This is a genomic window from Affinirhizobium helianthi (genome assembly GCF_042680945.1).
Classification (GTDB): domain Bacteria; phylum Pseudomonadota; class Alphaproteobacteria; order Rhizobiales; family Rhizobiaceae; genus Neorhizobium; species Neorhizobium helianthi.
On the sequence record NZ_JBHUEQ010000003.1, the window covers coordinates 18277 to 43353 of the forward strand.

Genomic DNA, 25077 nt, shown 5'->3' on the forward strand with positions numbered 1-25077 from the left:
TATTCCGCGAAGCCTGCAACGGCAATCGACGACTTCCTGCATTTATTAACGCAAATTCAGGGCAAGGCGGATCGGCATTGCAATTCGTGCCTGCTTCGGTAAACCACCTTTTGTTTGCTTGCAACAAGGCTGGCGCATTCAGTCGCGCCTTTGGACAGTAAAGACCGCATGATCGCGCCCAACATGAGCGAGTGTTTCATCTGATGATCTTCAACTTCTTTCGGAAGAATAAGAGCAATCGCGCCATTGTCGATCGTCAGTACGAGACCTTGACATCGACGGCGCGCATTCCTTTCTTTTATTCGGATATGGACGTGCCGGACACGGTGATGGGCCGGTTCGAGATGCTGTGCCTCGTCATGATTCTGTTCTTTCGCCGCACCGGAAAATCCGGGGTTAGCGGACAGGAGCTGGCGCAGGAGATCATCGACGCTTTCTTTCAGGATATCGATCACTCCATTCGTGAACTCGGTATTGGCGACCAGTCGGTTCCCAAGCGCATGAAAAAGCTCGCGGGCATGTTCTACGGTCGCGTGCAGTCCTATGGCGACGCACTCGGCAGCGCCGATCTCGTCGCACTGGCAGAGGCGCTTCGCCGCAACATCCATCCCGGCGAGGAAGCGGCGCCAGCCATGCTGGGCCTGGCCCGGTGGGCCTTGCGGACTGAAGGCGACTTGTCCGCCGTGACGGAAGATGAAATTGCGCATGGCACGCTGATGCTGCCGGCGCCGACCAATGAGGATCTACAGTGAAAACCAGAGGTGAAGCAGAAACGAAAGCTCCGTTCTCCTATCCGGTGAAGGTCGGCCATATCTCGGCCAATGCAGTCACCGTGCGCCTATCGGCAGATGAGCGGGAGCGTGAGGCTCTGGCCGAACTTTGGCAGGTGCTTGCCGTTGATGAGCTTTCCGCAGAACTTCAGATTGCGCGCTGGAAAAAGGATGGCGTGCGCCTGAAAGGCCATGTCACGGCACGGCTGCAGCAGGCCTGTGTGGTTACGCTTGAGCCTGTTGCCAGCGTGATCTCCGAGGATTTCGAGCAAATCTTTGTGCCCGAGGGATCCAAGCTCGCGCGCTTCATGACCGGCGAAAATGCGGAGCTGGTTCTGGATCCCGACGGTCCGGATATTCCCGAGACATTCGAAGGCGATACCATCGATGCCGGCGCGACGGTTGCGGAAATGGTGGCTCTCGCAATCGATCCTTATCCACGCAAAAGCGATGTGGAGTTTCAGGATCATATTGAGTCCGATGCCTCCGCCGGGGACGGCAAACCCAATCCCTTCGCGGTGCTGAAGGACTGGAAAAACAAGGAATAGGGTTTGCATTCGCTTGCTAATGAGTTGTATGGGGCGAAGGAAGCGGATTTTTTGGCCGCGACAACGCCCGGCTGGCGATAGAAGGACCAGAAACGCGTGATCAGAATTTCTCTCGATGCCATGGGCGGCGATTTCGGTCCCGCCGTCGTCATTCCAGGCGCGGCCAAGGCTCTCGAGCGTCACCCGGATATCACCTTCGTGATCTTCGGGCAGGAGCAGGAATGCGCGCCGATTTTGGCGAAGCATCCGAAGCTCAAGGAAAAGTCCGTTTTCCACCACTGCGAGGTGGCCGTGACAATGGATGAAAAGCCCAGCGCCGCATTGCGGCGTGGCCGTTATGTCTCCAGCATGTGGCGCGCTATCGAAGCCGTCAAGACGGGCGAGGCGGATGCCGCCGTTTCTGCCGGGAACACAGGGGCATTGATGGCCATGGCAAAATTCTGTCTGCGCACGATGGAAAACATCGAGCGTCCTGCCATTGCCGGTATATGGCCGACCCTGCGCGGCGAAAGCATTGTGCTCGATGTTGGCGCAACGATTGGCGCGGATGCACAGCAACTTCTGGATTTCGCCCTTATGGGCGGTGCCATGGCGCGTTCGCTTTTTGAAATCGAGCGTCCCACCGTCGGCCTGCTGAATGTGGGCGTGGAAGAGGTGAAGGGGCAGGAAGAGGTGAGGGAAGCCGGGCGCATGCTGCGGGAGGCCAATCTTTCCACCGTCTCCTATCATGGCTATGTGGAAGGTGACGATATTGGCCGCGGCGTGGTCGATGTTGTGGTCACCGAAGGTTTTACCGGCAATATTGCCTTGAAAACGGCGGAAGGCACGGCCAAACAGATGGCCCAACTGCTGCGCTCTGCAATGTCACGCACGCTGCTTTCGAAACTTGGCTATCTGCTGGCAAAGGGTGCCTTTGATATGCTGCGGGACAAGATGGATCCGCGTAAAGTGAACGGCGGCGTCTTCCTCGGGTTGAATGGCATTGTTATCAAGAGCCATGGCGGGACAGATGCCGAAGGTTACGCTGCGGCGATCGACGTTGGCTATGACATGGTACGCAACGCTCTCAACGAGAAGATTGCGCAGGATTTGAAAACATATCACGCCCGCCGCCTGCCGCCCGCAGGACCGGAAGAAGCGGCGTGAACAAAGGATATCGATTCGCATGATTCGTTCTGTCGTACGCGGTTTCGGGTCGGCGCTGCCAAAGCGCGTTGTGCCGAACAAGGAACTTGAGAGCCTGGTTGAAACTTCGGACGAATGGATCGTCCAGCGCACCGGCATACGTCAACGCTATATTGCGGGAGAGGGAGAAACCACGGCCTCTCTGGGTGAAGCTGCGGCGCGCGCCGCGCTGGACCGCGCCGGGCTGACGCCCGACGATATCGATCTGGTAATCGTGGCAACCTCGACGCCGGATAACACCTTTCCGGCCACTGCGGTCAATATCCAGAACCGCCTCGGCATGACCAAGGGTTATGCCTTCGATGTGCAGGCCGTTTGCACCGGCTTTGTTTATGCCATGGCCACGGCTGATGCCCACTTGCGCGCCGGCCTGGCAAAACGGGCTCTCGTCATCGGGGCTGAAACCTTTTCCCGCATTCTGGACTGGAACGACCGGACCACCTGCGTGCTTTTCGGCGACGGCGCTGGTGCATTGGTGTTGGAAGCGCAGGAAGGTGAAGGTACCATCTCGGACAGAGGTGTACTGACAGCGCACCTGCGTTCGGACGGCTCCCACAAGGACAAGCTCTACGTCGATGGCGGCCCCTCCAGCACCGGGACGGTGGGTCATCTTCGCATGGAAGGCCGGGAGGTCTTCAAACACGCAGTGGGCATGATCACGGATGTGATCGAGGCTGCATTCGAGGCAACCGGCACCACGGCGGACGATCTGAACTGGCTGGTGCCGCACCAGGCGAATCGACGCATTATCGATGGTTCTGCAAAGAAGCTTGGAATTCCACTCGAAAAGGTTGTGGTGACGGTCGATCTGCATGGCAATACATCAGCGGCTTCGATCCCGCTCGCGCTTGCTGTCGCGGCTGGCGATGGACGCATCAAAAACGGTGATCTGGTGATGTTGGAAGCGATGGGTGGAGGCTTCACCTGGGGCGCTGTCATGCTCCGCTGGTAATCTCATGTTTACAAGCGCTTGACCCTGCGCTTTAACAAACATAGTGTTTGAAAAAATTGATCAATACATCACCGAAATGGGCGAGGGTCATGGCCGGTAAAACAGTAACACGGGCAGATTTGGCAGAGTCGGTGTTTCGCAAGGTCGGTCTTTCGAGAACTGAATCTGCTGAATTGGTGGAAACGGTTATCGATGAGATCTGCAACGCGATTGTCCGCGGCGAAACGGTCAAGCTGTCCTCCTTCGCAACGTTTCAGGTTCGCTCGAAAAATGAGCGTATAGGTCGTAATCCCAAGACCGGTGAAGAGGTGCCCATTTCACCTCGACGTGTCATGACTTTCAAGGCTTCGAATGTGCTGAAGCAGCGCATTTTGAAGTCTCATCTCGCGCGAAAAGCGAAGCAAAAGCCCGCAAATCCGGCGAGTTGATATTTCAGCATCGGTTTTTCAAAGCCGTGCAAGAGCGGCCCGGAAGCGGGCCGTTTTGCTCTAGGCCTATGGGCCGGTCGGAAAGCGGGCTTTCCGTCAAAGTCTGTTCATGTGCAGACTTGCAGCTTGAATTCTCCGTCACAAGGCGTTGAATACATGTGTATCATGTGAGCAGAAGCACTGATTCAGCCGTGGCCCGTGGGGGCCGGGTGAAGCTGGATCGCTTTTGCCTTGCCAATAGGCAAGGTCGATTGTGTCTTAATGGACAAGGGAGTTGGCGACGTGGATAAGAGCCCTGATGCATTCCGCACCATCAGTGAGGTCGCCGATGATCTGGACCTGCCGCAGCACGTTCTCCGATTCTGGGAGACACGCTTTCCTCAAATCAAGCCGATGAAGCGTGGCGGCGGGCGACGCTACTATCGCCCGGAAGATGTCGATCTGCTGAAGGGCATTCGTCACCTGCTCTACGATCATGGCTATACGATCAAGGGCGTGCAGAAGCTGCTCAAATCCAACGGCAATAAATTCGTCACAGCCATTGCCGCCGGAGATATGGCAACGATGGAAGCCATTATGGCCGCCAATAGCGATCGCGGCGCGGAGCCGAAGGTTGGTAGCGTAGCCGAAGAGGATCAGGTACTCGGTCGGCCAAAAACAAAGCCAAGCGGGAGGTTCTTTGGCTTTGGCAGTTCCAGCGATGACGATCTGGAAGTCTCAATTGGCAAGAGTTCCATTGGAAAGGAAGACCGCGCCTTGTTGCAGGAGGCGCTGTTTGACCTCCTGGAGTGCAAGCGCCTGCTGGATCAGGTGCGCTGACACGTCCCTCACTTTGCTGTTTGCACAATAAAGTGGTTGTTATGCCCGGATTTTGTTGAGGGTCTGCATCTGTTGATGGCGGGTCAATGCCTCAGCCTTCTTGGCCGCTAGCGGCACGCAGATGGTGAAAATAACAAGGCCGAAAACGAATATCTGTCCCGGTATCGCCATAAAACGACAGCCCCCCCTGTGAGGTTAAAGTTTATCCCATCTTTTCAGAAAACGAAGCTCTAAATTTTTAAAAGTTGGCAATGATTGTTTTTAGCCCACCTCTCGGAACAGCCGCATTCAGATCAGCCTTGGTTGCCTTCCTGGCGACGCCGATTCTGGGACTTTTTGCAGCGGGCGCTGTCGTGACTGCGGGGCTGGCCTTGAACAGTGCGGGGCGGTGGTTTGCTTTGTTGCGGCTTTCCGAGCTGGACATCTATCTGGTGGCCTTGGCTGTATTTTTGGTGCCGCCTCAAATTCTATTTTGCACCGCGACGACCTTGATTTTCCTGTTCCAGCGACGCGCGCTGTCCCGACTGCCGAGCATGGGGGTAGGGGCAGGCCTTTGCCTCATCTCTTGTGTGCTAATTCAAGTCAATCTGGCACCCAACGCCAGAATTTCAGAGGTTGCCTTGTTTCTGGCTGCCTGCGCTGTTGGTGGTGCGGTGTCGGGATGGGTTTGCTGGAGGTGCCTGAGCACTTCGGCTCGAAGCTGAGTGCCGTGCGTAGCACGGTGAGAGCAAAGCTGCTGAAACTGGATCTGACTGAGATTTCAAGGGGATAAATGGTCGGGGCGACTGGACTTGAACCAGCGACCCCTTGACCCCCAGTCAAGTGCGCTACCGGGCTGCGCTACGCCCCGACCTGCTTCTTTCGAAGCCAAGACCTCCATACTGACTTGCCGCAGCGGGCGCAAGTGCTTGATGGAGTTTTTTATATCTCTTCACCGGAAGAGAGGCTGGCGTGTCGCGTTCATCAGCAATTCCTGCTCCGATGCAAAAGGTCCGAGCAGTTTGATGAGGCGGTTTTCCTCACGCGGATCGAGGCGATAGCGCCTCGCAAACTCGCTGACATTCCACACTTTCTTCAAGGGCTTGGATGGTGCGGCGTTCTGGTCGAAATGGGTGGTCATCGCTTTCCCCGGAATTTCCATCGTAAACGACAACCAGTCAGTTTTGTTCCGCGGTTATCTCGGCGGAATGTGCGTGGGGCACGATTTAGTTTTCCTCAACTTTCAGGCCATCGCTGGTGATGCTCATCTCCACGCCTTTTGGCTTCGTCTGCTCGTGGATCACGTAGGCACCCAGGCCTGCGACGACGACGACAAGCGCACCAATGATGAAATAGAGGCTATTTGATCGAGCCATGAGAACTCCGTTCTGTTGTAAGGCGGCGGAAAACGCCGAACTTTGCAACATGTTCCAGAGTCAGATCAAAAATTCTCTGCGAATCAGCCGTCGTTCGCGGAGCTCAGATTTTCCGGTCGTATTCCTTCGTCATGGCGGCGATCGCGCCATCTCAAACCCGGCCCCGCACCAGGATCATCTTCCCCGTGTTTGAGCAGAACAATGCCCAAACCGGCGAAGGCGGCCCTCAGTCGTTCCATAACAGCCAGATCACCGTTCAAGGCGCCTGTTTCAGCGGCATCTATCTCCTCGGGCGTCAGTCCTGAGGCATCTGCGAGCTGTTGGACGGAAAGGTTCAAAGCGGCCCGGGCCGCGCGGATGTGTTCTGCGGTCAACATGGACATGAACTGGCGCTGGTGGCGCTGAAATCAAGAGCCTCAGTTCGTGGCGCTTCGCGTTTCGCGTATCCACCGCTGTTCGAGCGCAAAGCATCCCCAGATGATACCGAACAGCATGTAAACGTGGCGCCAGTGGTCCAGATCGATGACATTGCCGATCAGCGCGTGGCCTGCCAGCGTCAGCCAGGCTATCATCAGAAACGGTTGCCATGGTCGCTCTCGCAATACGTAACGAAATCCGATCAAAAGCGTGGACCACATGAGTATGAGGTAGCTGGCGAAACCGAGCCAGCCATAGGTCGTCAGGGACTTCAGCCAGATATTGTGCTCATCCTCGCCAAACATCTTTCCAAGAACCATGGGGCCAAGGCCGAGCGGATGCTCCATCGACAAGAGGAAACCGATTTTGTGCCGTTCGAAGCGACCGAGCCGCGCGCCATCATAATCCTGCACCAGCTTGGCGCGGTTCATGAAGAGATCGGACACTTTCTTCGATTGCATCGCGCCTGCCACAGCGACCATCAAAAGAAGAATGGCGGCGATGCCCAGCGTGAAGATTTTCATGCGGAACGCGGTCGTGCGCTCCTTCAACAGCATGACCACGATGAGAGACAGGGTGGCGAAGGCAAATAATCCCCAGGCGGCGCGGGAAAAGGACAGGAAAATCCCAAGCGCGAGTATCAGGATTCCGGGCACGTACAATACGGCGCGGGAGAGGCGCGTGCTCAACAGCCTGTAGATCAGATAAAGTGTCGGGGCGACGAGATAAGGTCCAAAGACGTTGGGATCCTGAAACGCTCCCATGGCGCGGTCATAGCGTGTGAAGATTTCCGAGCCGGGAAAGGCGTGAAAATATCCAAGGATGCCGAGCATTGAGGTCAGGACCGCCGCGCCGACCCAGGCGCGGAAAATTAACTTCAATCGCTGATGCCCGTCTTCAATGATAGCTGCATAAAAGACGGAACTCAGCGCAAGAAAGGTAGAGACGGCAATGTAAAGAGGTGCGCCGGTCGTGTCCTTCATCACGGTGATCGAGAGGATGCCGCCAATGTTGTAGAGCAGAAAGAGAATGAGCAGCGGGGCAACCGAGCGAGATATTTTTAGCCCAAGCAGGAACCAGATGGCAATCTGTCCTGCCATGAACACCTCGTAAGGCGCAGGTTCTCTCATCACGAAGCCGGAGAGGAAGACGCCGAAAGCGACCATGGCCGAGCCAAAGAGGCGCAACGCCGCCGCTTGCGCGTTGAAGGGGCGTGACGCGCTATCGGGGGTAACCGCGCTCAATAGGCGTTCTCCGTGTTGAGAAGGCGTATTGGCGTGAGGAACAGGATTTTCAGATCCAGCAGCAGAGACCAGTTCTCGATGTAGTGAAGGTCATGGGCCGTGCGCGCCCTGATCTTCTCGTCGCTATCCAGCTCCCCACGCAATCCGTTTATCTGTGCCCAGCCGGTAACACCGGGTTTGACGCGATGACGTGCAAAATAGCTTTCCACCACATCCACATATTTTCGGTCGCCCGTTTGCGCATGAACCGCGTGGGGGCGTGGGCCGACCAGAGAGAGTTCGCCGCGCAGCACATTGAAGAGCTGCGGCAATTCGTCGAGCGAGGATTTGCGCAGAAACCGTCCCACCGGCGTGACGCGCGGATCGTTCTTGGTGACGGCCTTCTTTGCGGTCGGGTCGCTGAGTTCCGTATACATGGAGCGAAACTTCAGGACATTAATGACTTCGTTGTTGAACCCGTGGCGCTTCTGCACAAAGAGGACCGGGCCTTTTGAGGTTGCCTTCACCGCAATGGCGCAGGCGATCATGATGGGCCAGGCCAGTGCAAGAGCGACCAGCGAGAAGAAGATATCGAAGGCGCGTTTCGAAACGGAATCCCAGTCGCGCAGCGGCTTGTCGAATATATCGAGCATGGGAACGGTGCCGACGTGACTGTAGGCACGCGGGCGGAAACGCAATTGCTGAGCATGGGCGGCCAGCCGGATATCGACTGGCAAGACCCAGAGTTTGCGCAGCAGCTGGAGAATGCGCTGTTCAGCCGAAGCAGGCAGCGCGATGATCAGCATGTCGATACGAGCCAGGCGGGCAAACTCCACCAGTTCCGCAAAGGTGCCAAGCTTGGGATAGCCGGCGACGACATCGGGAGAGCGAGCGCCGCCGCGATCATCGAAAATCCCGCAGATGCGAATGTCGTTTTCCGGTTGCGCTTCCAGAGCGCGAACAAGATCTTTGGCTGGCTGTCCGCCGCCAACAATGACGGCGCGTCGTTCCATGATGCCGTTGCGCGCCCAGTGACGGATGGCGACCGACATCAGATAGCGCAGGGCAAGCAGGGCAGATGTTCCGCCGACAAGATCCGTCAGCAGAGCGTCCAGCGGCATGCTGAAACCTTCGATCCACGAGAGGGCCGTCAGAAAAAGGGTGCCGATGCCCCAGCAGATGAGCACGCGCCAGATCATGCGGCGGGGAGAGCGCAGAGACGGGATCTGGTAGGTATCTGCGATCTGGAGAAAAAGAATGGTCAGCAGTGCTGCAGAGAGGCAGATGAGACCGTAATGCACAAATGAAAACGAAGGATCCCATTCACCGACGAGAGACGCACAGAAGGCGGCGAGCAGGAAAAGCACCCCCTCCATCAACCGGTATTGGCCAATCAGCAGCGCGGGCGTGGTGCTGGTTTCCCGGAATTGCTCTGCAATCTGCCGGGCGAAGGGGTTCAGGCCAACCTGTGGCTCTTCCGAAGGCGCAGGTTTCCTGTTCTCGATTTCCGAGACTTTGCGACGAAGGGCTTCAATATCCAGTTCTTGGCTATGTGCCGGCTCGCTCATCGCACACGGACCCCATTGATCGCAGACGCGCGGGCGTCGCGCTGTCTCATTCTGCGTATCGCGAAGCTTTAGCAGGAAGTTGCTAAGAAAGTTTTGAGTTCCCGGAGCATGTAAGCTCATCGTAAAGTTCGATCATGGCTGTTGCCATGCTGGATGCGGAGAATCGCCGCTGAAATGATGCGGGCCTCGGCATATGACGCTCGCTCCAGTCCGCCTGTGTGCGTGCATCGGCCATCAGGCGTGCGAGGTCTTCTGCATCTCCGGGCCTCGCGAGAGCGGCATTTTCTGGCCCCAGCACCTCGGGAATGCCGCCCACTTTGGTGGCAATCAGCGGCTTTTCCGCTGCCAGGGCTTCCAGCACGATATAGGGCATTGCTTCCGCGCGTGACGGCACGACGACGATGTCGGCAAGTGCGAAGGCGCGGGGGGCAGGCATTGCGTCGTGCATGGTAATCCGGTCGCTGAGACGCCGGGATTTCAGCATCGTGCGATAGCGCTCCTTGTCCGGGCCGTCGCCAACCATCAGGGCGCTCAAAGGTCTGCCAGCAAGCTGCTCCGCCTTCTCAAAGGCATCGATGAAGACATCCGGACCCTTCAAGTCCCGCATCATGCCGATGTAGAGAAAGTCGGCAGCGTTCTGCACCGATTGGATCGCTTCGAACTCGCTATCGCGAATGCCGTTGTAGATCACACGGCTGGCAACCTGCGGAAGGCCGACGCGATCTTCGTAGGTCCGGCGTTCATAGTCGCACACGAAGACCAGCTGATCGCAGAACCGCTCCAGGAATCGCTCCAGTCTTAATACTGCCTGGCCTGTGAGGCTGGAGCGATTGTAATGCAGGCTGCCGCCATGCGGCGAATAGAGGCGGGCTACGCAATACCTGTTCACCCGCAAGGTTGAACCGATGAATCTTGCCATCACGCCGCCTTTCGCGCCGTGACCGTGCAGGACATCCGGTTGCAAACTTTTGATATGTTTGTAGCTCTGATAGAGAGCGATGAAATCTCCAGGCGTTATGGCTCTGCGAATGGGCAAACGCATGAGGCCGAGAGCTAGATTGGGGCGCAGCGCCTCGAAAAGAGCGTCCTCATAGGCCCCGCCGGTCGAGCTGTCGCAAAGAATTCCCACCTCATGGCCCTGGGCCGAATGCTCCTCGACGAGGTCGCGCACATGGCGGAATATTCCGCCAACAGGCGAGCGAAAGCAGTGAATGATGCGGAGCGGGCGCGCTGGTGCCATGGACGGTCAGAACAGCCGTTCGCGGACATAGATCGTATCGCCCGCCAGAACCGGCGCGGAAATCGTGGTTCTGCCCGTAAACACCTGCCCATTGATCTTGCGTGTCACATCTACATTCTGCTGATTGCCTCGGGCCGTAAAGCCGCCGGCAATTGCAATTGCGTTCTGTGCCGTCATGCCGGGCACATAGGAATATTGGCCCGGACGACCGACTTCACCCATGACAAAGACGGGACGATAGCGATCGATCTCGATGGATACGTCAGGATCGCGCAGATAGCCCTGCCGCAGCTCGCTGGCGATGGCTCCGGACAGACCAGTCAATGTCTGCCCGCGTGCCGTAACCTGACCGATCAGCGGGAAGGAGATGTAACCGGCCTGATCGACGGTATAGGTGTTCGAAAGGCTGGGCTGCTCGAAAACGGTGACGCGCAGGCGATCACCGCTATCCAGACGATAGGGCTGGATGGTTGCCTCATGGAATGCCTTGGGCGCAGGCGCATAGGATGTACACCCGGACAGGCCGACAAGCGCCGAGAGGGCCAGCGCCAAAGCCGTGACAGGTTTGTATCGTGCGAGCGACATCCGCGCCGAACTCCGCCTTTGAATGTGATTGTTTCTTTATCGTGCGGTAGGGTTAATGGCGGGTAAAGAAAGCGTCGCGCTGTCTCATTTTCATTGCGGGACAAAAGCGCAATTGCGCTGTTTTGCGTTAACGGCCCGCTTACTATGATCCTTTACGCTCCCGCGCACAGTATGTTTGGAGTACGCGTATGTCTGGCGTCACCGGTAATCAGGATGCGGATATTGATCTTGGCCAGTTGATGAGCGCCGTTTGGGAGCGCCGTCTGCGGATTTTGGCAACAACCATTCTCGCCGGAGGTATTGCCTTCGTGATCGCCGGTTCGATGAAGCCGGATTACAAGGCGGAAACCAGGCTCCTGATTGAAACGCGCGAAAACTCTGTGGCGGGGCGCGAAACCCAGAATGGTGCCGATCCGCTTCTCGATCAATACAATATCGTCAGCCAGGCGCAGATCATTCAGTCAGCCGACCTTATCAAGCAGGTCATTCAGGATATGAAGCTGAATGAACTGAAGGAGTTCGATCCTGACGCGCATTCCCTTCTGCCGAACCCGCTTGTCGCACTGGGCATGAAGTCCAACCCCATGGATCTGGCTTCGGAAGAGCGGGTTCTGAAATCCTTCAAGGAAAAATTGCAGGTCTATCCGGTTGAGGGGTCTCGCGTCATCGCGATTGAGTTCTCGTCGCACGACCCGGCCCTTGCGGCAGCTGTGCCAAACAAGATGGCTGATGTCTATCTGACCATGCAGAGCGGTGCCAAGCTGGATAACCACACCGAAACGACGCGGTGGCTGGAACCTGAAATCGAGAGCCTGCGCGTGAAGGTGCAGGAAGCAGAAAAGAAAGTTGCCGACTATCGCAGTTCTGCCGGTCTCTTTCGTTCCTCGGACAATACAAGCTTTTCCGAACGTCAGCTGAACGATGTATCGACCGAACTTGCCCGCGTGCGCACGGAACGTGCCACGGCGGAAGCGCGCGCGGAAAATGTCCGCCGCGCCCTGAACGCCGGATCCGGCTACGATACGCTGGCGGATGTCATGGCTTCGCCCATGATCCAGCGATTGAAGGAGACGGAAGCCAACCTGCAGGCGCAGATTGCCGACCTTCAGATTTCCCTTATGGAGGCGCATCCGCGCCTGAAGGGGCTCCGCGCGCAACTGGCCGGAATTCGTCAACAGATCCAGACGGAGACGCGCAAGATCCTGGCTGCAGCCGAAAGCGAAGCGCAGGTCGCCCGCCTTCGCGAAGATCAGTTGAATGCGCAAATGAACAAGATGAAAGCCGACTCTGCCCGGGCCGGCGAAGAGGAAGTCGGCCTTCGGGCGCTGGAGAGAGAGGCGGCGGCACAGCGCCAATTGCTGGAAAGCTATCTCGCGCGTTACCGCGAGGCGGCATCGCGTGCGGATCGCGTTTCAACTCCTGCAGATGCCCGCATCGTCTCAACCGCGATGGAGCCCTCTGAGCCCTATTTCCCCAAGGTTTTGCCAATCACCATCGTGGTGTCGCTGGCCGTACTCGTTCTGCAAACGCTTGGCATCATCATTGTTGCCTTGTTTAGCGGTCGTGGTCTACGGCCGTCCGGCGTTCTTGGCTACGAGCAGCCGCAGACGATTCCGGTCAGATCGTCCGCTGCTTCAACCATGCCCGAATCCCGGTCGGTGCTAGCCGATCAGGAGGAGGCGGGTACGCAACCGCTCGTGCAGTCAAAGAACAGAACACGCTTGTCTCTTCTGAAGGACAAGCGGGACGACGAGGGCGGCTCTCGCATCGCCATCACGGGCGCCGATATTCGAGATCGCCTGGCAAAGCTGAGATTGCCGAAGAGCGAGGAAAACACACCGGTCAAACCTCTCACCTCTGAGACGGCAGAGCAGGACGATCTTCCGCTGGTCAGTCAGCGAGGACCTTTCGGCATGGCCCATGCAAAGCCTGTCGATGCCGCTACATCAGCGCCTGAGGCGGTGAATGCCGAGGCAGACGAGCCGGAGACTGTTCGGCCCGCTGAGAGCCAGGAGAGCGATGTAGCCGAGAAGGCGGCCAAGGCTGAACAGGCCTTGGCGAGTGCTTCCGCGAATGAGGAGGCGTCTTCCTCCGATGTCCACGTTGAGCCGGAGCAGCTTGGTGGGCTTAGCCTGGAGATGGTTCGTGATCTCTTCGCGCGCAGCGGCGTTCCCCTCGCGATCACGGTGTCGCCTACGGGCGATGAAGGGTCCACGGCTACCGTGCTGCTTGCCCGCGAAATGGCTGAGCTTGGACGAAGCGTGGCGGTCATCGACATGACAGGTTCTGCTTGTCCGTCGCGCCTTATGTGCGGCAATGCGCAGCTGCCGGGCATCACGGATCTTCTATGTGGAACAACGGCTTTCGGCGAATCGATTCATCCGGATCGCCTGTCTGATGCCCATATCATTCCCCAAGGTGCAGCAGATGCTGTGAAGGCCATGCGCAGCGCTGACCGCCTGACGATGATCTTCGATGCTCTTGCAAGTGCCTATGATATCGTACTGGTCGAATGCGGACAGGCCGATCCTCGCAGCCTTGCACGTCTTAGCCAGCAAAATGATGCGCAGATCCTGATCTCGCTCGGCGATGCGCAGGAAGAGACGGTTGCCGAACAGCTGGCGATCTACCGGGCAGCGGGATACCCGAATGTTATCGCCATGACGACGGATCTATCCGGCAAACCGCGAGATACCGGCCGTCACGCCGCCTGATCGGGTGTGGTGCTTTTGGCGCGAAGCTTCTGCACCAGCCTGTACAGGCCCTTGTTTTGCTTGATGCCGGTTTTTAGCCGAATGAAACCGCGATGCGCCAGGGATGCCAGTCGGCCCTTGGCAGTGAGCGGCACGATAAGATCGTGATGCGTGGTTTCGACAGGACACCAGCTGCGCTTATAGGCCTGATCGCCCATGCCGAAATCGAAAATCTCGGCGCCGCTGGCACATGCATCTTCAATCATATGCCAGAATAGCAGTTCTCCGGGGCTTGCATCCGGCACCCGTCGCTCATCGATCGAACCGAACTGGCAGATCACATGGCCTTGAGCGCGTGATAGCCCGCAAATGGCGGCAACCTCGCCATCGCCCCCGGCCTTCAGCTTGAGCGCACTGAGCCTGAGCGCGTATTCAGTCTCGGTTTGGGGTGAATCGATCAAGGCGTGAAAGAAGTTGCGCACGGCGGACGACTGGAAGACATCGGGAAGTCCTGCGGCCTGAAAGCGCTCGTGTTTCTGCTTGAAAAACAGATCGAGCAAGGCGTGCTGCTCGGTAATCGACGAGGGTGTATGAACCTCGTATCCACCCGCTTCCTCAATCCGGCGAACCTGAACGCGGAATTTTTTGCGTCTGCGCTTGGCATTCACCTGCGCCAGCGTCTGCTCGAAACTCCTGAAAAGCGGCAGCTGGAAGGAGGTGTTCGTATGGACGATGGATGGGAAGGCGTGGAAGGGATGGCGCTTGTGCTGCCATTCCAGCGATACGGCATCGAGGATCAACACATCGGCATGGCTGCCCATTGCCTTTTTAAGGCTTTCCAGCAGCGCCGCGGTTTCTTCTGAACTCGGCTGGAAGCCCTCGGCCATCATTCCGCTATTGAAATTGTTGAAGTGGCCTGCAGGAAAACGGGCAATGCGAACCGGTCCGAGGTGCGAAACGATGAGAGGTAGGATAAAGCAGGTGCGATTACTATCCCGGCCATGCACGATCAGCGGCTTTTCACCGAGGCTCCGGTACCAGGCCAAACACCAGGCCGAGCTTTGATGCAACGAGTTTCCGGGAAGCTGCGCAAGCTCATTCCAGCGCTGCAGAAGGCTGGATGGATCCTCATGGATTTCGATTTGCAAAAGGGTATGCTCGCTTCCGCGAGCCGCTTGTGACGGTTGCTGGTTCATGGCTGCCACTGTTTGCTTCATGGTGTGCCAAGTTTGGACTCACATTGCAAAGAAGCAGTTAGCCGAAGCAAAACACGCCAAAGCTTCGAAAAGCATGGTTAAGAGATCTTTTTGGGCCCGGCCATCCAGCGGATGATGAGCATGGCCGGAAGAACCCAGAGGACGCCGGTCAGCAGGAAATAGAGCAGATGCACATACCAGGCAGATTGCGAAAGCGTCAGCGTTGCAATCGTGGTGGCCAAGACCGCATAGACGGAAACGAGGATGATGATCAGGATCGTGCCGATGAACTTCTTCAATCGAACAGGCATCGTATTCCAATCTCGCTTTGTTGATGCGCTTCAGGCGCGACGGCATGCCGCAAAGGTGTAGGACTTGTTTTGCACCGGCGAGTGGGGCAAATCAACGACAAAAGGCAATGTTGACGAATGTCAGGAGAAGATATGGCGACGTCACCGGCAATCCCCTTGGCATCCACGGATACGACACGCCGACTGGAAACCAACCGCACCGCCTTGCGCTGGTGGTTGAAGATCGTGATTGGCGTTCTTTTCTGTCTCGTGCTTGTCGGAGGAGCCACGAGGCTGACCAATTCCGGGCTTTCCATTACGGAGTGGAAGCCAATTCATGGCGTCATACCCCCGCTTTCGGTTGCGGAATGGGAAGAGGAATTTCAGCTCTACCAGCGCATACCGCAATATACGCAGCTCAATCATGGCATGACGCTGGATGAGTTCAAGACGATCTTTTGGTGGGAGTGGGCGCATCGGCTGCTTGCCCGTGCCATTGGTCTCGTCTTCGGTCTGCCGCTGCTGTTCTTCTGGTTGAGCGGCCGGGTGGAGAAGCGCCTGCGCCTGCCTTTGGTCGGCCTGCTGGCGCTTGGCGGTTTGCAGGGCTTTGTCGGCTGGTGGATGGTGTCATCCGGCCTCTCTGTGCGTGTGGATGTGTCGCAATATCGCCTCGCAACACATCTGACGATTGCCTGTATGATCTTTGCCGCCTGCGTGTGGATCATGCGCGGGCTGACACCGCAAAGGGTCGACAGTCCACCGACGGCGCATTCTCACCTTGCGTCTGCGGGGCTGGCATTCCTGGCTTTGTTCCAGATCTATCTTGGCGCTCTGGTGGCGGGCCTCGATGCAGGTTTTACCTACAATACCTGGCCCTTGATGGATGGAGCCCTCATCCCCGGCGATCTCTTCATTCAGCAGCCTTGGTGGATAAACCTCTTCGAGAATCCGAAGACAGTGCAGTTCGTTCATCGCTGCGGTGCCTATCTTTTGTTGCTGCTCACCCTGATCCATATGGTGAAATCCGTGCGGCTGGCGCCTGGCACAACGCACGCAAAGGGGGCGATGATCCTGTTTGGTGTCGTGTGCCTGCAGGCTGCAATCGGAATCGTCACCCTTTTGCTGCATGTGCCTATCGAAATGGGGCTTTTGCATCAGGCAGGCGGTCTGGTGGTGCTGGCTTACGCCATCGCACACTGGCGCGGATTTTACGGGGAATTCAAACGAGATCAGGCCGCAGAAGCGGCTTGATCATTCCGCTTCGTGGCAGACGGCTTCAATATTGTGGCCGTCTGGATCGAGAATGAAGGCGGCGTAATAGTCGGGATGGTAATGTGGACGCAGCCCCGGCGCGCCATTGTCCCGACCGCCAGCGGCAAGCGCCGCAGCGTAAAATGCATCCACTTCGGCACGCGAGTGGACGGCGAAGGCGATGTGCAGCGAACCCTTGGTTTGCCCGCCGGAACCAATCCAGAATGAAGGCTTGCCGTTGCGGCCATAGCCGGCACCCTCATAGGTGCCGTTACTCTCTTCCAGCGTGACGACCATCACGCAGGATGCGCCGATGGCGGGCATGACAGAATCGTAGAAGTGGCGGGAACGCTTCAGGTCTGCAACAGACAATCCAATGTGATCGAGCATTCCCGCCTATCCTTATGCTGACAGCATCAAATCCATGTTCTGGACGGCGGCACCTGATGCGCCCTTGCCGAGATTGTCGAGCAAGGCCACCAGATTGACGTGAGCACCGCCCGGTGTTCCGAACACGAAAAGCTTCATCGTATCCTTGCCCGTAAGCTCTTCGGCATCGATGCGACCGAGCTTGCTGCTTTCTTCCAGCGGCACCACCGTTACGATTTCCTGACCGGCATAGTGCGAGACGAGGGCGGCATGAATGCTTTCCAGCGTCGTGCCGGATGCCATGTCCTCAAGGAAGAGGGGCACCTGAACGATCATGCCCTGCGGGAAGCGACCGACGGAGGGGGAGAACAGCGGTGAGCGATCCAGCAGGCCGTGTGCCTTCATCTCCGGCACATGCTTGTGCTTAAGCGTGAGCCCATAGAGAAAGTTATTGGCGCTAATGGCGTCTTCGCGTGACTGGTCTTCCATTTGGGCGATCATCTGCTTGCCGCCACCCGTATAACCGGACACCGCGTTGACACTCACGGGATAGCCATTCGGCAGGAGACCCGCCGCGCGCAAGGGACGAATAAGAGCAATGGCACCGGTCGGATAGCAGCCCGGATTGGCGACCATGCGTGCAGAGCGGATCTTGTCCGACTGCGCCTTGTCCATCTCGGCAAATCCGTAGGCCCAATCATCCGCAACACGGAAGGCCGTGGAGGTGTCGATAATGCGTACCTTGTTGTTGCCGGAGACCATGGAGACAGCCTCACGCGAGGCATCATCCGGCAGGCAAAGGATGGCGATATCCGCGCTATTCAGCAGGTCTTCGCGCATCGCTGCATTACGGCGTTCCGCTTCGGGAATAGACAGAAGCTCCACATCGCGGCGGCCGGCCATTCGGGTGCGGATTTGCAGGCCCGTGGTTCCGTGTTCGCCATCGATGAAGATTTTCGCGCTCATATCTTTATTCCCGAATTCAGGGGTTTAGGAGAGAAAGCGGAATCAGTTTACCCGCTTCCTGATTCAATTTCTTAACGGGCGTTTGCCAGTCGCTCTGCCCGCAGTCCCAGCATATACATGGCGACTGTCGCACCGGCAATGGCGGTGATATCGGCATGGTCATAGGCGGGCGCTACCTCGACCACATCCGAGCCGCGTATATCCAGCTTGCCGAGTTTGCGCAGGACGGAAAGCATCTTGGCGGAGGAGGGGCCGCCCGCAACCGGCGTACCCGTGCCTGGTGCAAATGCCGGGTCGAGGCAATCAATGTCGAAGGTGAGGTAGCAGGCCTTGCTGCCGACATGGGAGAGGATCGTATCGGCGATGGATTGCGCATTCATGTCCTCCACCTCATAGCCGTGAAGGATGCGGATGCCGAAATCCTGTGGTGCCTGCGTGCGAATGCCGATCTGAATCGAGCTTGAGGCATCTATAATGCCCTCGCGGACCGCGCGACATACGAATGAACCGTGATCGATCCGCTTGCCATCGTCATCCCATGTGTCCTGATGCGCATCGAAGTGGACGAGCGCAAGTGGCCCATGCTTGGCAGCGTGGGCTTTGAGAAGCGGCCAGGTGATGAAGTGATCGCCGCCCAGACCCATAAGATAAGCGCCGGAAGCGATGATTTTCGAGGCTTCCTTCTCGATCAGGGCAGGCGTCTTCTGGTGGTTTCCGTAGTCGAGCAGCACGTCGCCATAATCGATCACTGCCATTTGCTCGAACAGATCGCGGGCGAAAGGATATTGCGGATCGTTATCGAAAATAGCCGAGGCGCGCCGAATGGCTTGCGGCCCAAACCGGGCGCCTGGCCTGTTGGAGACGGCTGCATCGAAGGGAATGCCCAGCACCACGGCATCCGCACCCTTGAGGGTCTTGGAGTATCTGCGGCGCATGAAGGAAAGCGCGCCAGCATAGGTCGGGTCGGTTGCTGCGCCCCGGTTGGAGCTTGCGGTGAAGGCGTTATCAATAGATTTGGAGGCCATGTCGCTTTCCCTCAATCTGCCCTGTCAATGCCATAGGCGCGTTCCACTTTTGCGACGATCACGCGATAATCTTCGTACCACCGCTCACGGCCAAGTCGCTGTGCCGCTTGATGCGAAACGACCGCTTTCCACGCCTTGATGCTCGCTTCATCTGTCCAGAAAGAGTTGGTGATACCAAAGCCGTCATCGCCCCGCACGCTTTCAATGCCTAGAAAGCCAGGTTGCTTTTGTGCCAGCTCGACCATCGCATTAGCCATCGCACTATAACCATCATCTCCGGATTTGCGCCGGGATGAGAAGCAAACAACGTAATAGGGCGGTGCTGGTAAGGTGCTCATTGAGCCGACCATGACAGAAAATCCAAAGCGTGGACAAGAAAAAAGGCGGCACCGAAGTACCGCCTTTTCCAATTCCGTTTCCGGTATCCAGCGATTAACGCTTGGAGAACTGGAACGAACGGCGGGCCTTGGCCTTGCCGTACTTCTTACGCTCGACAACGCGGCTATCGCGAGTCAGGAAGCCGCCCTTCTTCAGAACGGAGCGCAGGCCCGGTTCGAAGTAGGTGAGGGCCTTGGAGATGCCGTGACGAACGGCACCGGCCTGACCGGAAAGACCACCGCCAGCAACAGTTGCAACGATGTCGAACTGGCCGTTACGGGCAGCTGCGACGATCGGCTGCTGCAGGATCATCTGGAGGACCGGACGGGCGAAGTATGCCGAATAGTCCTTGCCATTGACGATGATCTTGCCGGAACCAGCCTTGACCCAAACGCGGGCGACCGCGTTCTTGCGCTTGCCGGTTGCGTAGGAACGGCCTTGGGCATCAACCTTGCGCTCGTGAACAGGAGCGGAAGCCTGAGCAGCGGTGCCGAGGTCCTTCAGGGAAGAAAGGTCAGCCATACTTAGGCGCTCCTTGTGTTCTTGTTGCTAAGCGCGGCCACGTCGAGAGTGACGGGCTGCTGTGCTTCGTGCGGATGGTTGGAGCCAGCGTATACGCGCAGGTTCTTCATCTGGCGACGGCCAAGCGGGCCGCGCGGGATCATGCGCTCGACAGCCTTCTCGAGAACGCGCTCCGGGAAGCGGCCTTCGATGATGGCGCGTGCGGTACGCTCCTTGATGCCACCTGGGTAGCCGGTGTGCCAGTAGTACTTCTTGTCGGTGTACTTCTTGCCGGTGAAAACAACCTTGTCAGCGTTGATAACGATGACGTTGTCGCCGTCGTCAACGTGAGGCGTGTAGGTTGCCTTATGCTTGCCGCGAAGGCGGGTTGCGATGATGGTAGCGAGACGGCCGACGACGAGACCTTCGGCGTCGATCAGCACCCACTTCTTCTCCACCTCAGCGGGCTTCTGTACGAAGGTAGACATATGTGCTCTCTTCTTGGTGATCCCGTAGCGAGGCAAGCCTCATCTCGGGCGTTTCTTGTTGCTTGGTTTGGCCCGTTTTCGAACCAAAAAGAAACGCGCACGAAGTGTGCGTGTATCTTGCGGCGGCTTATACGTGGGGAGGGTAAATGGGTCAAGCTGCTCGGATTTAACCTCTGGAAAAATACGCAAATGAAATCAATATCCTAATTATGTGGTTTTCTGATACCACACAAAAAATATCATCTTTGATGGACAGGTGGTATTGTGAAAGCTTACCGCCAGCCGAAACAGCCTTCGTCTGTGATGCCGCTGCAATCTTCCGGCGAAGGGCGCATCTCACAATGACGAACCGGGCAATTGCCGATGTCGCGTGTGGGTATCGTGCCAGATTTGGCAAACTCGCCGCCCGCGCAGAAGCGTTCATCTGCCACGTAGCGGTCATAGAGGGTTGCTCCGGTACGACCCTTGTAGCGAAAGATGACAGCGCCCTCGCGAGCAATGGTTCTTTGCACAGCCTCGCAGGTCATGGCGGTGGAATTGTAGCGTGAAATGGCCATTGCCGGGCCGGTTATAGCCAGTGAGAACAGGGCAGCTGCGGCAAGCAATCCAGGTTGAATACGCATTTGAGGATTTCCTTTAAAGCTACAGGAACCTAGATAGCGTAAACTGTTTTCAGTCCAAGAGGTTCTTCGGCTGCACCTAAAGTTTGAAGGAGTACGACGTCATGGATCACTCGCATTATCCTGACGCTTATGTTGCGGACATTCTCAAAGGTGTCAAAACAATTGCCCTGGTGGGTGCCTCTCCCAATCCCGTCCGGCCCAGCAATGGCGTCATGGGCTTTCTCCTGTCGAAAGGCTATCACGTCATACCGGTCAATCCGGGGCAGGCTGGCAAGTCGATTCATGGGCAAAAAGTCTATGGTCACCTCACCGACATCGAGGAAAAGGTCGACATGGTCGATGTTTTCCGCGCCTCGGAATTTCTGGGCGAGGTTGTGGAGGAGGCTTTGCGTATGGCTCAACGGCCAGACGTGATCTGGACACAGCTCGGCGTGCGCGACGATGCCGCTGCTGCCAGGGCAGAGGAGGCGGGTATCAAGGTTGTTCAGGACCGCTGTCCTGCCATCGAATACCCGCGGCTTCTCGGGCATCATTGACGCTTGGTCGCCGCCCAAGCGGTTTGATTGTGACATTTGATCATCGATGATCGCCGCAAATGGGTATCAAATGTCACATTCATTCCACTAGTCCGCAAGAAAACGTGGCTGCGCGCGCAATGCGCTGAGTTCTTCGCTATTGGAGCAATAGTCGACGTAGTGCTCGGTAATCGCCCCGCTGGCGAGGTCCCGACGACAGGCATCCTTGTTTTCGCACAGGGCGCAATTCACCTGCATGTCGCGAAACTGGCCGGGTGAGGCAAGCCTTACCTCCGGCGGATCGATGCGAAGTGCCCGCATCAGCGCTTCCATTTCCGTAGCGGCGTCTGCCGCCGTGTCGCTGAGATGCAGGAGGCGGGATGGAGACAGCGCGAGATCGGAGGCAATACGCGCCTGCATTTCGGGGTCGAGTTGCCTCAGCTCGTCCTGCTGGCTGAAGCAATTGCGAATGTTGCCGTAGAGATGTGAGAGACGTGCAGCGAGGCTGCCATGCGATACCTGTGATGCCATGTTCCTATCTCCTGATATCGGGCAATAGGAAATTAGGGTCGCTGCGGCAGGAAGACGTTGATCAGGATCAACTTTGCCCGCAGAGGTCGCACTTTTCAGATCGCGTCCTTTCACGGCAAAACTATTCCTTTGCCGCAAGCGGATTGCCCAAATTCTCGGTTTGTTTGATCGGCGTGCATGGCGATATAGTCTCGCCAGTTCCGCAATGGTAATCCATGTGGACATCAGTGAATCGTAGGGGAGGACTTCATGACCGCCGATAATCCGGGTTTCTCGACACTTGCCATCCATGCCGGGTCGAAACCCGATCCCGCCACGGGTGCGCGTGCCACACCCATCTACCAAACGACGTCCTTCGTCTTTAACGATGCTGACCACGCGGCGGCGCTTTTCGGTCTTCAGCAGTTCGGGAATATCTACACCCGCATCATGAACCCCACCCAGGCGGTTCTGGAAGAGAAAGTGGCAGCATTGGAGGGCGGCACGGCAGCTCTCGCCGTTGCCTCAGGCCACGCAGCGCAGATGCTGGTTTTCCATACCATCATGAAGCCGGGCGCAAACTTCGTGGCGGCAAAGCGCCTCTATGGCGGGTCGATCAACCAGTTCGGCCATGCCTTCAAGAATTTTGGCTGGGAAGTGCGTTGGGCAGATCCCGCCGATCCGGAAAGCTTCTCCGCGCAGGTCGATGACAATACGCAGGCAATCTTCATTGAAAGCCTTGCCAATCCAGGCGGAACCTTTGTCGATATCGCTGCCATTTCCGAAGTGGCACAGCGCCACGGTCTGCCGCTCATCGTCGATAACACGATGGCCAGCCCTTACCTCGTTCGCCCGCTCGAACACGGCGCCGATATCGTCATCCATTCCCTGACCAAGTTCCTTGGCGGCCATGGCAACTCCATGGGCGGCATTCTGGTGGATGGCGGAACCTTCGATTGGTCCGCATCCGGCCGTTATCCCATGCTGTCTGAACCTCGCCCGGAATATGCCGGCCTCGTGCTGCACCAGACTTTCGGCAACTTTGCCTTCGCCATTGCAGCCCGCGTTCTGGGTCTTCGAGACCTCGGCCCCGCGATTTCTCCATTCAATGCCTTCATGATTCTGACCGGCATCGAGACACTGCCGCTGCGCATGCAGCGCCATTGCGATAACGCTCTGGAAGTGGCGCGATGGCTGAAGTCTCATGACAAGGTGTCATGGGTTTCCTATGCCGGACTTGAGGATGACCCCAACCATGCCCTTCAGCAGCAATATTCGCCCAATGGAGCGGGTGCCGTTTTCACCTTCGGCCTGAAGGGAGGATACGAGGCAGGCAAGGGTTTCGTGGAAGGACTGAAGCTCTTCTCACATCTCGCCAATATCGGTGATACGCGATCACTGGTCATCCACCCGGCGTCGACCACCCACCGCCAGCTGACGCCCGAGCAGCAGACTGCCGCCGGCGCAGGCCCGGATGTGGTGCGCCTCTCCGTTGGCATTGAGGACGCAAAAGACATCATCGCCGATCTCGAACAGTCACTCGCTCGAATCTGAGGTGCATTGATGAGCTTCGCCATCCCTTTCGATCTGACCACCATTGAAGCGGAGGAGGGCGCGCCCGCGCCCGACCGGATTATCTCGGGAAATCCGAGATTTCGGACATGGAATCTGGATGAAAGGGAGGGCGGCCTCTATGCGGGCATCTGGGAGGCAACGCCCGGCAAGTGGCAGATTGTCTATGACGAGTGGGAGTATTTTTCCATCCTGGAGGGATACTCCATCGTCACTGAAGAGGGTGGTGCGGCCATTCATCTGAAACCGGGCGACAGGTTGATCCTGACACCCGGCTTTAAGGGAACCTGGGAAGTGATTGAAACGACTCGCAAGGACTATGTGATCCGGCTTTGATTTTCCGGATCACTCACTCACCACGCGAGATCGAGACGTTCGAGACCGTGGAAGTGGTAGACATCCTTCACGCGCGGCGTCTCGGCAATCTTTAGGCCCGGTAGCCGCTTGAAAAGCAGCGGCAAGACGATGTTCAGTTCCAGCCGTGCCAGCGGTGCGCCAATGCAGAAATGGATGCCGGCCCCGAAGGAGAGGTTGGCACCTTCGTTCCGGTCCGGCTTGAACGCCAGCGGATCCGAGAATTTTTTCGGGTCGAGATTGGCCGCCGCAAGGATGAGGCTCACTTTGTCGCCTCGCTTCAACTGCACGCCATCAATCTCAACCTCCTCCAGCGCCCAACGCTGGAAGATATGCACCGGCGCACAGATGCGCAGCGTTTCCTCCACTGTTCGCTCTGTCGCTGTGTCGTCCCGGAACATCACACTCGGATCGAGGCCGCTTTCCAGAATCACCCGCACCGAATTGCCGATCTGATGCACGGTTGCTTCATGCCCCGCATTCAGGAGCACAATAGTGGTGGAGATCAGTTCGTCCTCGGTCAGGAACTGTCCCTTGTGTTCGGTATGGATCATGTGGCTGAGAAGATCGTCACGTGGATTGGCGCGCCGCTCTGCAATGACTGTTCGTACATAATCGGCGAACTCCCGTGCTGAACGGTCCGCCGCATCTTCATCCGCCCGGGAGCGTTTGAACATGTACATACCGACATAGTCATGGCTCCACTTGAGAAGCTGCGGGCCCATCTCTTCGGGAATGCCGATCATCCGCGCAATCATGGTTACGGGAATGATATCGGCAAATGTGGAGAGAAGTTCTGTCTGGCCGTCTTTCTCGAAACGGTCGATGAGTGCGTTCGCGAGGGCTTCAATCTCGCCGCTCATCTTTTCCACGTGACGGGAAACGAAGGCCCGGTTCACCAAAGTGCGCAGGCGCGTGTGTTGTGGCGGCTCGATCTCCAGCAGCGAATAGCGCTCTGCGAGATCGAAATGGGCAGTGTGGGCTGCCGGTTCCGGCAGGCCAAGCTCCTCACGGCTTGCGATATGAAGGATCTGGCGCCCGAAGCGCCGATCGCGCAGCAGGCTGTTCACATGGTCATAGCCTGTGAAGAACCATTGCTTCTGCTCTTCCCAATAGAAGGTCGGACAGGTGGCATGCAGGGCAGCATAGGCACGGTTGGGGTCACTGTAAAAAGCCGGGTCGCGTCCATCAAGGGAAACACGGCGATGCGAGGGGTCAATGCGGAGAAAGTCAGTCATGACTTCTGACTAGAGCAT

Annotated in this window: 29 protein-coding genes and 1 tRNA gene; 12 read left to right on the top strand and 18 right to left on the bottom strand. The window is 57.4% G+C overall.

All coding sequences use genetic code 11. The features are described from left to right. The first annotated feature begins 203 nt into the window (after positions 1-203). From ACFSE1_RS00645 to ACFSE1_RS00675, 7 genes are all read left to right on the top strand, one after another. Complete coding sequence (locus tag ACFSE1_RS00645) at positions 204-752, top strand: ubiquinol-cytochrome C chaperone family protein (RefSeq protein ID WP_377396528.1); 549 nt, start codon at positions 204-206, stop codon at positions 750-752. Next, positions 749-1318, top strand: coding sequence for a YceD family protein (locus ACFSE1_RS00650; protein ID WP_377395070.1), 570 nt, complete (start codon positions 749-751; stop codon positions 1316-1318). The genes ACFSE1_RS00645 and ACFSE1_RS00650 overlap by 4 nt, the downstream gene beginning before the upstream one ends. A gap of 96 nt (positions 1319-1414) precedes the next feature. Next, positions 1415-2464 carry a phosphate acyltransferase PlsX gene (gene plsX / locus ACFSE1_RS00655; RefSeq protein ID WP_377395073.1) on the top strand — a complete coding sequence of 350 codons (1050 nt, stop codon included), beginning with the start codon at positions 1415-1417 and terminating at the stop codon, positions 2462-2464. A 19-nt stretch (positions 2465-2483) separates the two neighbouring features. After that, on the top strand, positions 2484-3455 hold the full coding sequence (locus tag ACFSE1_RS00660) for a beta-ketoacyl-ACP synthase III (RefSeq protein ID WP_377395076.1): 972 nt from the start codon (positions 2484-2486) through the stop codon (positions 3453-3455). A gap of 89 nt (positions 3456-3544) precedes the next feature. Then, positions 3545-3883 carry an integration host factor subunit alpha gene (locus ACFSE1_RS00665; protein WP_377396530.1) on the top strand — a complete coding sequence of 113 codons (339 nt, stop codon included), beginning with the start codon at positions 3545-3547 and terminating at the stop codon, positions 3881-3883. Positions 3884-4165: 282 nt separating this feature from the next. Continuing rightward, complete coding sequence (locus tag ACFSE1_RS00670) at positions 4166-4702, top strand: MerR family transcriptional regulator (RefSeq protein WP_377395079.1); 537 nt, start codon at positions 4166-4168, stop codon at positions 4700-4702. Positions 4703-4953: 251 nt separating this feature from the next. Further along, positions 4954-5406 carry a hypothetical protein gene (locus tag ACFSE1_RS00675; RefSeq protein WP_377395082.1) on the top strand — a complete coding sequence of 151 codons (453 nt, stop codon included), beginning with the start codon at positions 4954-4956 and terminating at the stop codon, positions 5404-5406. 69 nt (positions 5407-5475) lie between these two features. Here ACFSE1_RS00675 and ACFSE1_RS00680 read toward each other — a convergent pair. The 7 genes from ACFSE1_RS00680 to ACFSE1_RS00710 all read right to left on the bottom strand — a co-directional run bounded on the left by ACFSE1_RS00680 (position 5476) and on the right by ACFSE1_RS00710 (position 11090). Continuing rightward, positions 5476-5552: transfer RNA gene (locus tag ACFSE1_RS00680), tRNA-Pro, on the bottom strand. A gap of 81 nt (positions 5553-5633) precedes the next feature. Continuing rightward, positions 5634-5822 (bottom strand): hypothetical protein, encoded by a 189-nt coding sequence (locus ACFSE1_RS00685; protein WP_377395085.1) that lies wholly within the window; start codon positions 5820-5822, stop codon positions 5634-5636. Between the two features lie 85 nt (positions 5823-5907). Further along, positions 5908-6057, bottom strand: coding sequence for a hypothetical protein (locus ACFSE1_RS00690; RefSeq protein ID WP_377395088.1), 150 nt, complete (start codon positions 6055-6057; stop codon positions 5908-5910). 416 nt (positions 6058-6473) lie between these two features. Then, entirely contained in the window at positions 6474-7718 is a 1245-nt protein-coding gene (locus tag ACFSE1_RS00695; RefSeq protein ID WP_377395091.1) for an O-antigen ligase family protein, read from the bottom strand. After that, positions 7715-9265 (bottom strand): undecaprenyl-phosphate glucose phosphotransferase, encoded by a 1551-nt coding sequence (locus ACFSE1_RS00700; protein WP_377395094.1) that lies wholly within the window; start codon positions 9263-9265, stop codon positions 7715-7717. The genes ACFSE1_RS00695 and ACFSE1_RS00700 overlap by 4 nt, the downstream gene beginning before the upstream one ends. Positions 9266-9347: 82 nt before the next feature. Next, positions 9348-10505, bottom strand: coding sequence for a glycosyltransferase family 4 protein (locus ACFSE1_RS00705; protein WP_377395097.1), 1158 nt, complete (start codon positions 10503-10505; stop codon positions 9348-9350). 6 nt (positions 10506-10511) lie between these two features. Further along, complete coding sequence (locus tag ACFSE1_RS00710; protein ID WP_377395100.1) at positions 10512-11090, bottom strand: polysaccharide biosynthesis/export family protein; 579 nt, start codon at positions 11088-11090, stop codon at positions 10512-10514. 188 nt (positions 11091-11278) lie between these two features. On the opposite strand from ACFSE1_RS00710, the gene ACFSE1_RS00715 reads away from it, so the two are divergent. Further along, positions 11279-13804 (top strand): exopolysaccharide transport family protein, encoded by a 2526-nt coding sequence (locus ACFSE1_RS00715; protein ID WP_377395103.1) that lies wholly within the window; start codon positions 11279-11281, stop codon positions 13802-13804. Here the strand turns inward: ACFSE1_RS00715 and ACFSE1_RS00720 are convergent. Next, positions 13792-14979 carry a GNAT family N-acetyltransferase gene (locus ACFSE1_RS00720; protein ID WP_377395106.1) on the bottom strand — a complete coding sequence of 396 codons (1188 nt, stop codon included), beginning with the start codon at positions 14977-14979 and terminating at the stop codon, positions 13792-13794. The two genes, ACFSE1_RS00715 and ACFSE1_RS00720, sit on opposite strands and share 13 nt — an antisense overlap. Positions 14980-15077: 98 nt before the next feature. Then, the gene (locus ACFSE1_RS00725; RefSeq protein ID WP_377395108.1) at positions 15078-15290 is read right to left on the bottom strand and encodes a DUF2842 domain-containing protein; all 213 of its coding nucleotides are present in this window, start codon (positions 15288-15290) and stop codon (positions 15078-15080) included. A 132-nt stretch (positions 15291-15422) separates the two neighbouring features. Between ACFSE1_RS00725 and ACFSE1_RS00730 the strand changes: the two genes are divergently transcribed. Then, positions 15423-16520 (top strand): COX15/CtaA family protein, encoded by a 1098-nt coding sequence (locus ACFSE1_RS00730; RefSeq protein ID WP_377395111.1) that lies wholly within the window; start codon positions 15423-15425, stop codon positions 16518-16520. Here ACFSE1_RS00730 and ACFSE1_RS00735 read toward each other — a convergent pair whose 3' ends face one another. From ACFSE1_RS00735 to ACFSE1_RS00765, 7 genes are all read right to left on the bottom strand, one after another. Next, complete coding sequence (locus ACFSE1_RS00735) at positions 16521-16910, bottom strand: VOC family protein (protein WP_377395114.1); 390 nt, start codon at positions 16908-16910, stop codon at positions 16521-16523. It abuts the gene before it with no gap. Between the two features lie 12 nt (positions 16911-16922). Next, on the bottom strand, positions 16923-17855 hold the full coding sequence (gene argC / locus ACFSE1_RS00740) for an N-acetyl-gamma-glutamyl-phosphate reductase (RefSeq protein WP_377395117.1): 933 nt from the start codon (positions 17853-17855) through the stop codon (positions 16923-16925). A 71-nt stretch (positions 17856-17926) separates the two neighbouring features. Continuing rightward, positions 17927-18880 carry an agmatinase gene (gene speB, locus ACFSE1_RS00745; RefSeq protein ID WP_377395120.1) on the bottom strand — a complete coding sequence of 318 codons (954 nt, stop codon included), beginning with the start codon at positions 18878-18880 and terminating at the stop codon, positions 17927-17929. Between the two features lie 11 nt (positions 18881-18891). Then, complete coding sequence (locus tag ACFSE1_RS00750; RefSeq protein WP_377396532.1) at positions 18892-19230, bottom strand: antibiotic biosynthesis monooxygenase family protein; 339 nt, start codon at positions 19228-19230, stop codon at positions 18892-18894. 82 nt (positions 19231-19312) lie between these two features. Next, a complete protein-coding gene (gene rpsI / locus ACFSE1_RS00755; RefSeq protein ID WP_377395123.1) occupies positions 19313-19780 on the bottom strand; it encodes a 30S ribosomal protein S9 in 468 nt (155 codons plus the stop codon). Positions 19781-19782: 2 nt separating this feature from the next. Then, complete coding sequence (gene rplM / locus ACFSE1_RS00760) at positions 19783-20247, bottom strand: 50S ribosomal protein L13 (protein ID WP_377395126.1); 465 nt, start codon at positions 20245-20247, stop codon at positions 19783-19785. Between the two features lie 272 nt (positions 20248-20519). Then, positions 20520-20870 (bottom strand): hypothetical protein, encoded by a 351-nt coding sequence (locus tag ACFSE1_RS00765; RefSeq protein WP_377395129.1) that lies wholly within the window; start codon positions 20868-20870, stop codon positions 20520-20522. 101 nt (positions 20871-20971) lie between these two features. Here ACFSE1_RS00765 and ACFSE1_RS00770 point away from each other — a divergent pair, with 101 nt between their 5' ends. Next, on the top strand, positions 20972-21406 hold the full coding sequence (locus ACFSE1_RS00770) for a CoA-binding protein (RefSeq protein WP_377395131.1): 435 nt from the start codon (positions 20972-20974) through the stop codon (positions 21404-21406). An 87-nt stretch (positions 21407-21493) separates the two neighbouring features. Here the strand turns inward: ACFSE1_RS00770 and ACFSE1_RS00775 are convergent, their stop codons facing one another. Continuing rightward, positions 21494-21916: a DUF6455 family protein gene (locus ACFSE1_RS00775; RefSeq protein ID WP_377395135.1), complete on the bottom strand. Its 423-nt coding sequence runs from the start codon at positions 21914-21916 to the stop codon at positions 21494-21496. A 249-nt stretch (positions 21917-22165) separates the two neighbouring features. Here ACFSE1_RS00775 and ACFSE1_RS00780 point away from each other — a divergent pair, with 249 nt between their 5' ends. Beyond that, positions 22166-23449 carry an O-acetylhomoserine aminocarboxypropyltransferase gene (locus tag ACFSE1_RS00780; RefSeq protein WP_377395138.1) on the top strand — a complete coding sequence of 428 codons (1284 nt, stop codon included), beginning with the start codon at positions 22166-22168 and terminating at the stop codon, positions 23447-23449. 9 nt (positions 23450-23458) lie between these two features. Then, entirely contained in the window at positions 23459-23803 is a 345-nt protein-coding gene (locus tag ACFSE1_RS00785; protein ID WP_377395141.1) for a cupin domain-containing protein, read from the top strand. Between the two features lie 17 nt (positions 23804-23820). Here the strand turns inward: ACFSE1_RS00785 and ACFSE1_RS00790 are convergent, their stop codons facing one another. Next, entirely contained in the window at positions 23821-25059 is a 1239-nt protein-coding gene (locus ACFSE1_RS00790) for a cytochrome P450 (RefSeq protein ID WP_377395144.1), read from the bottom strand. Between the last annotated feature and the right edge of the window lie 18 nt (positions 25060-25077).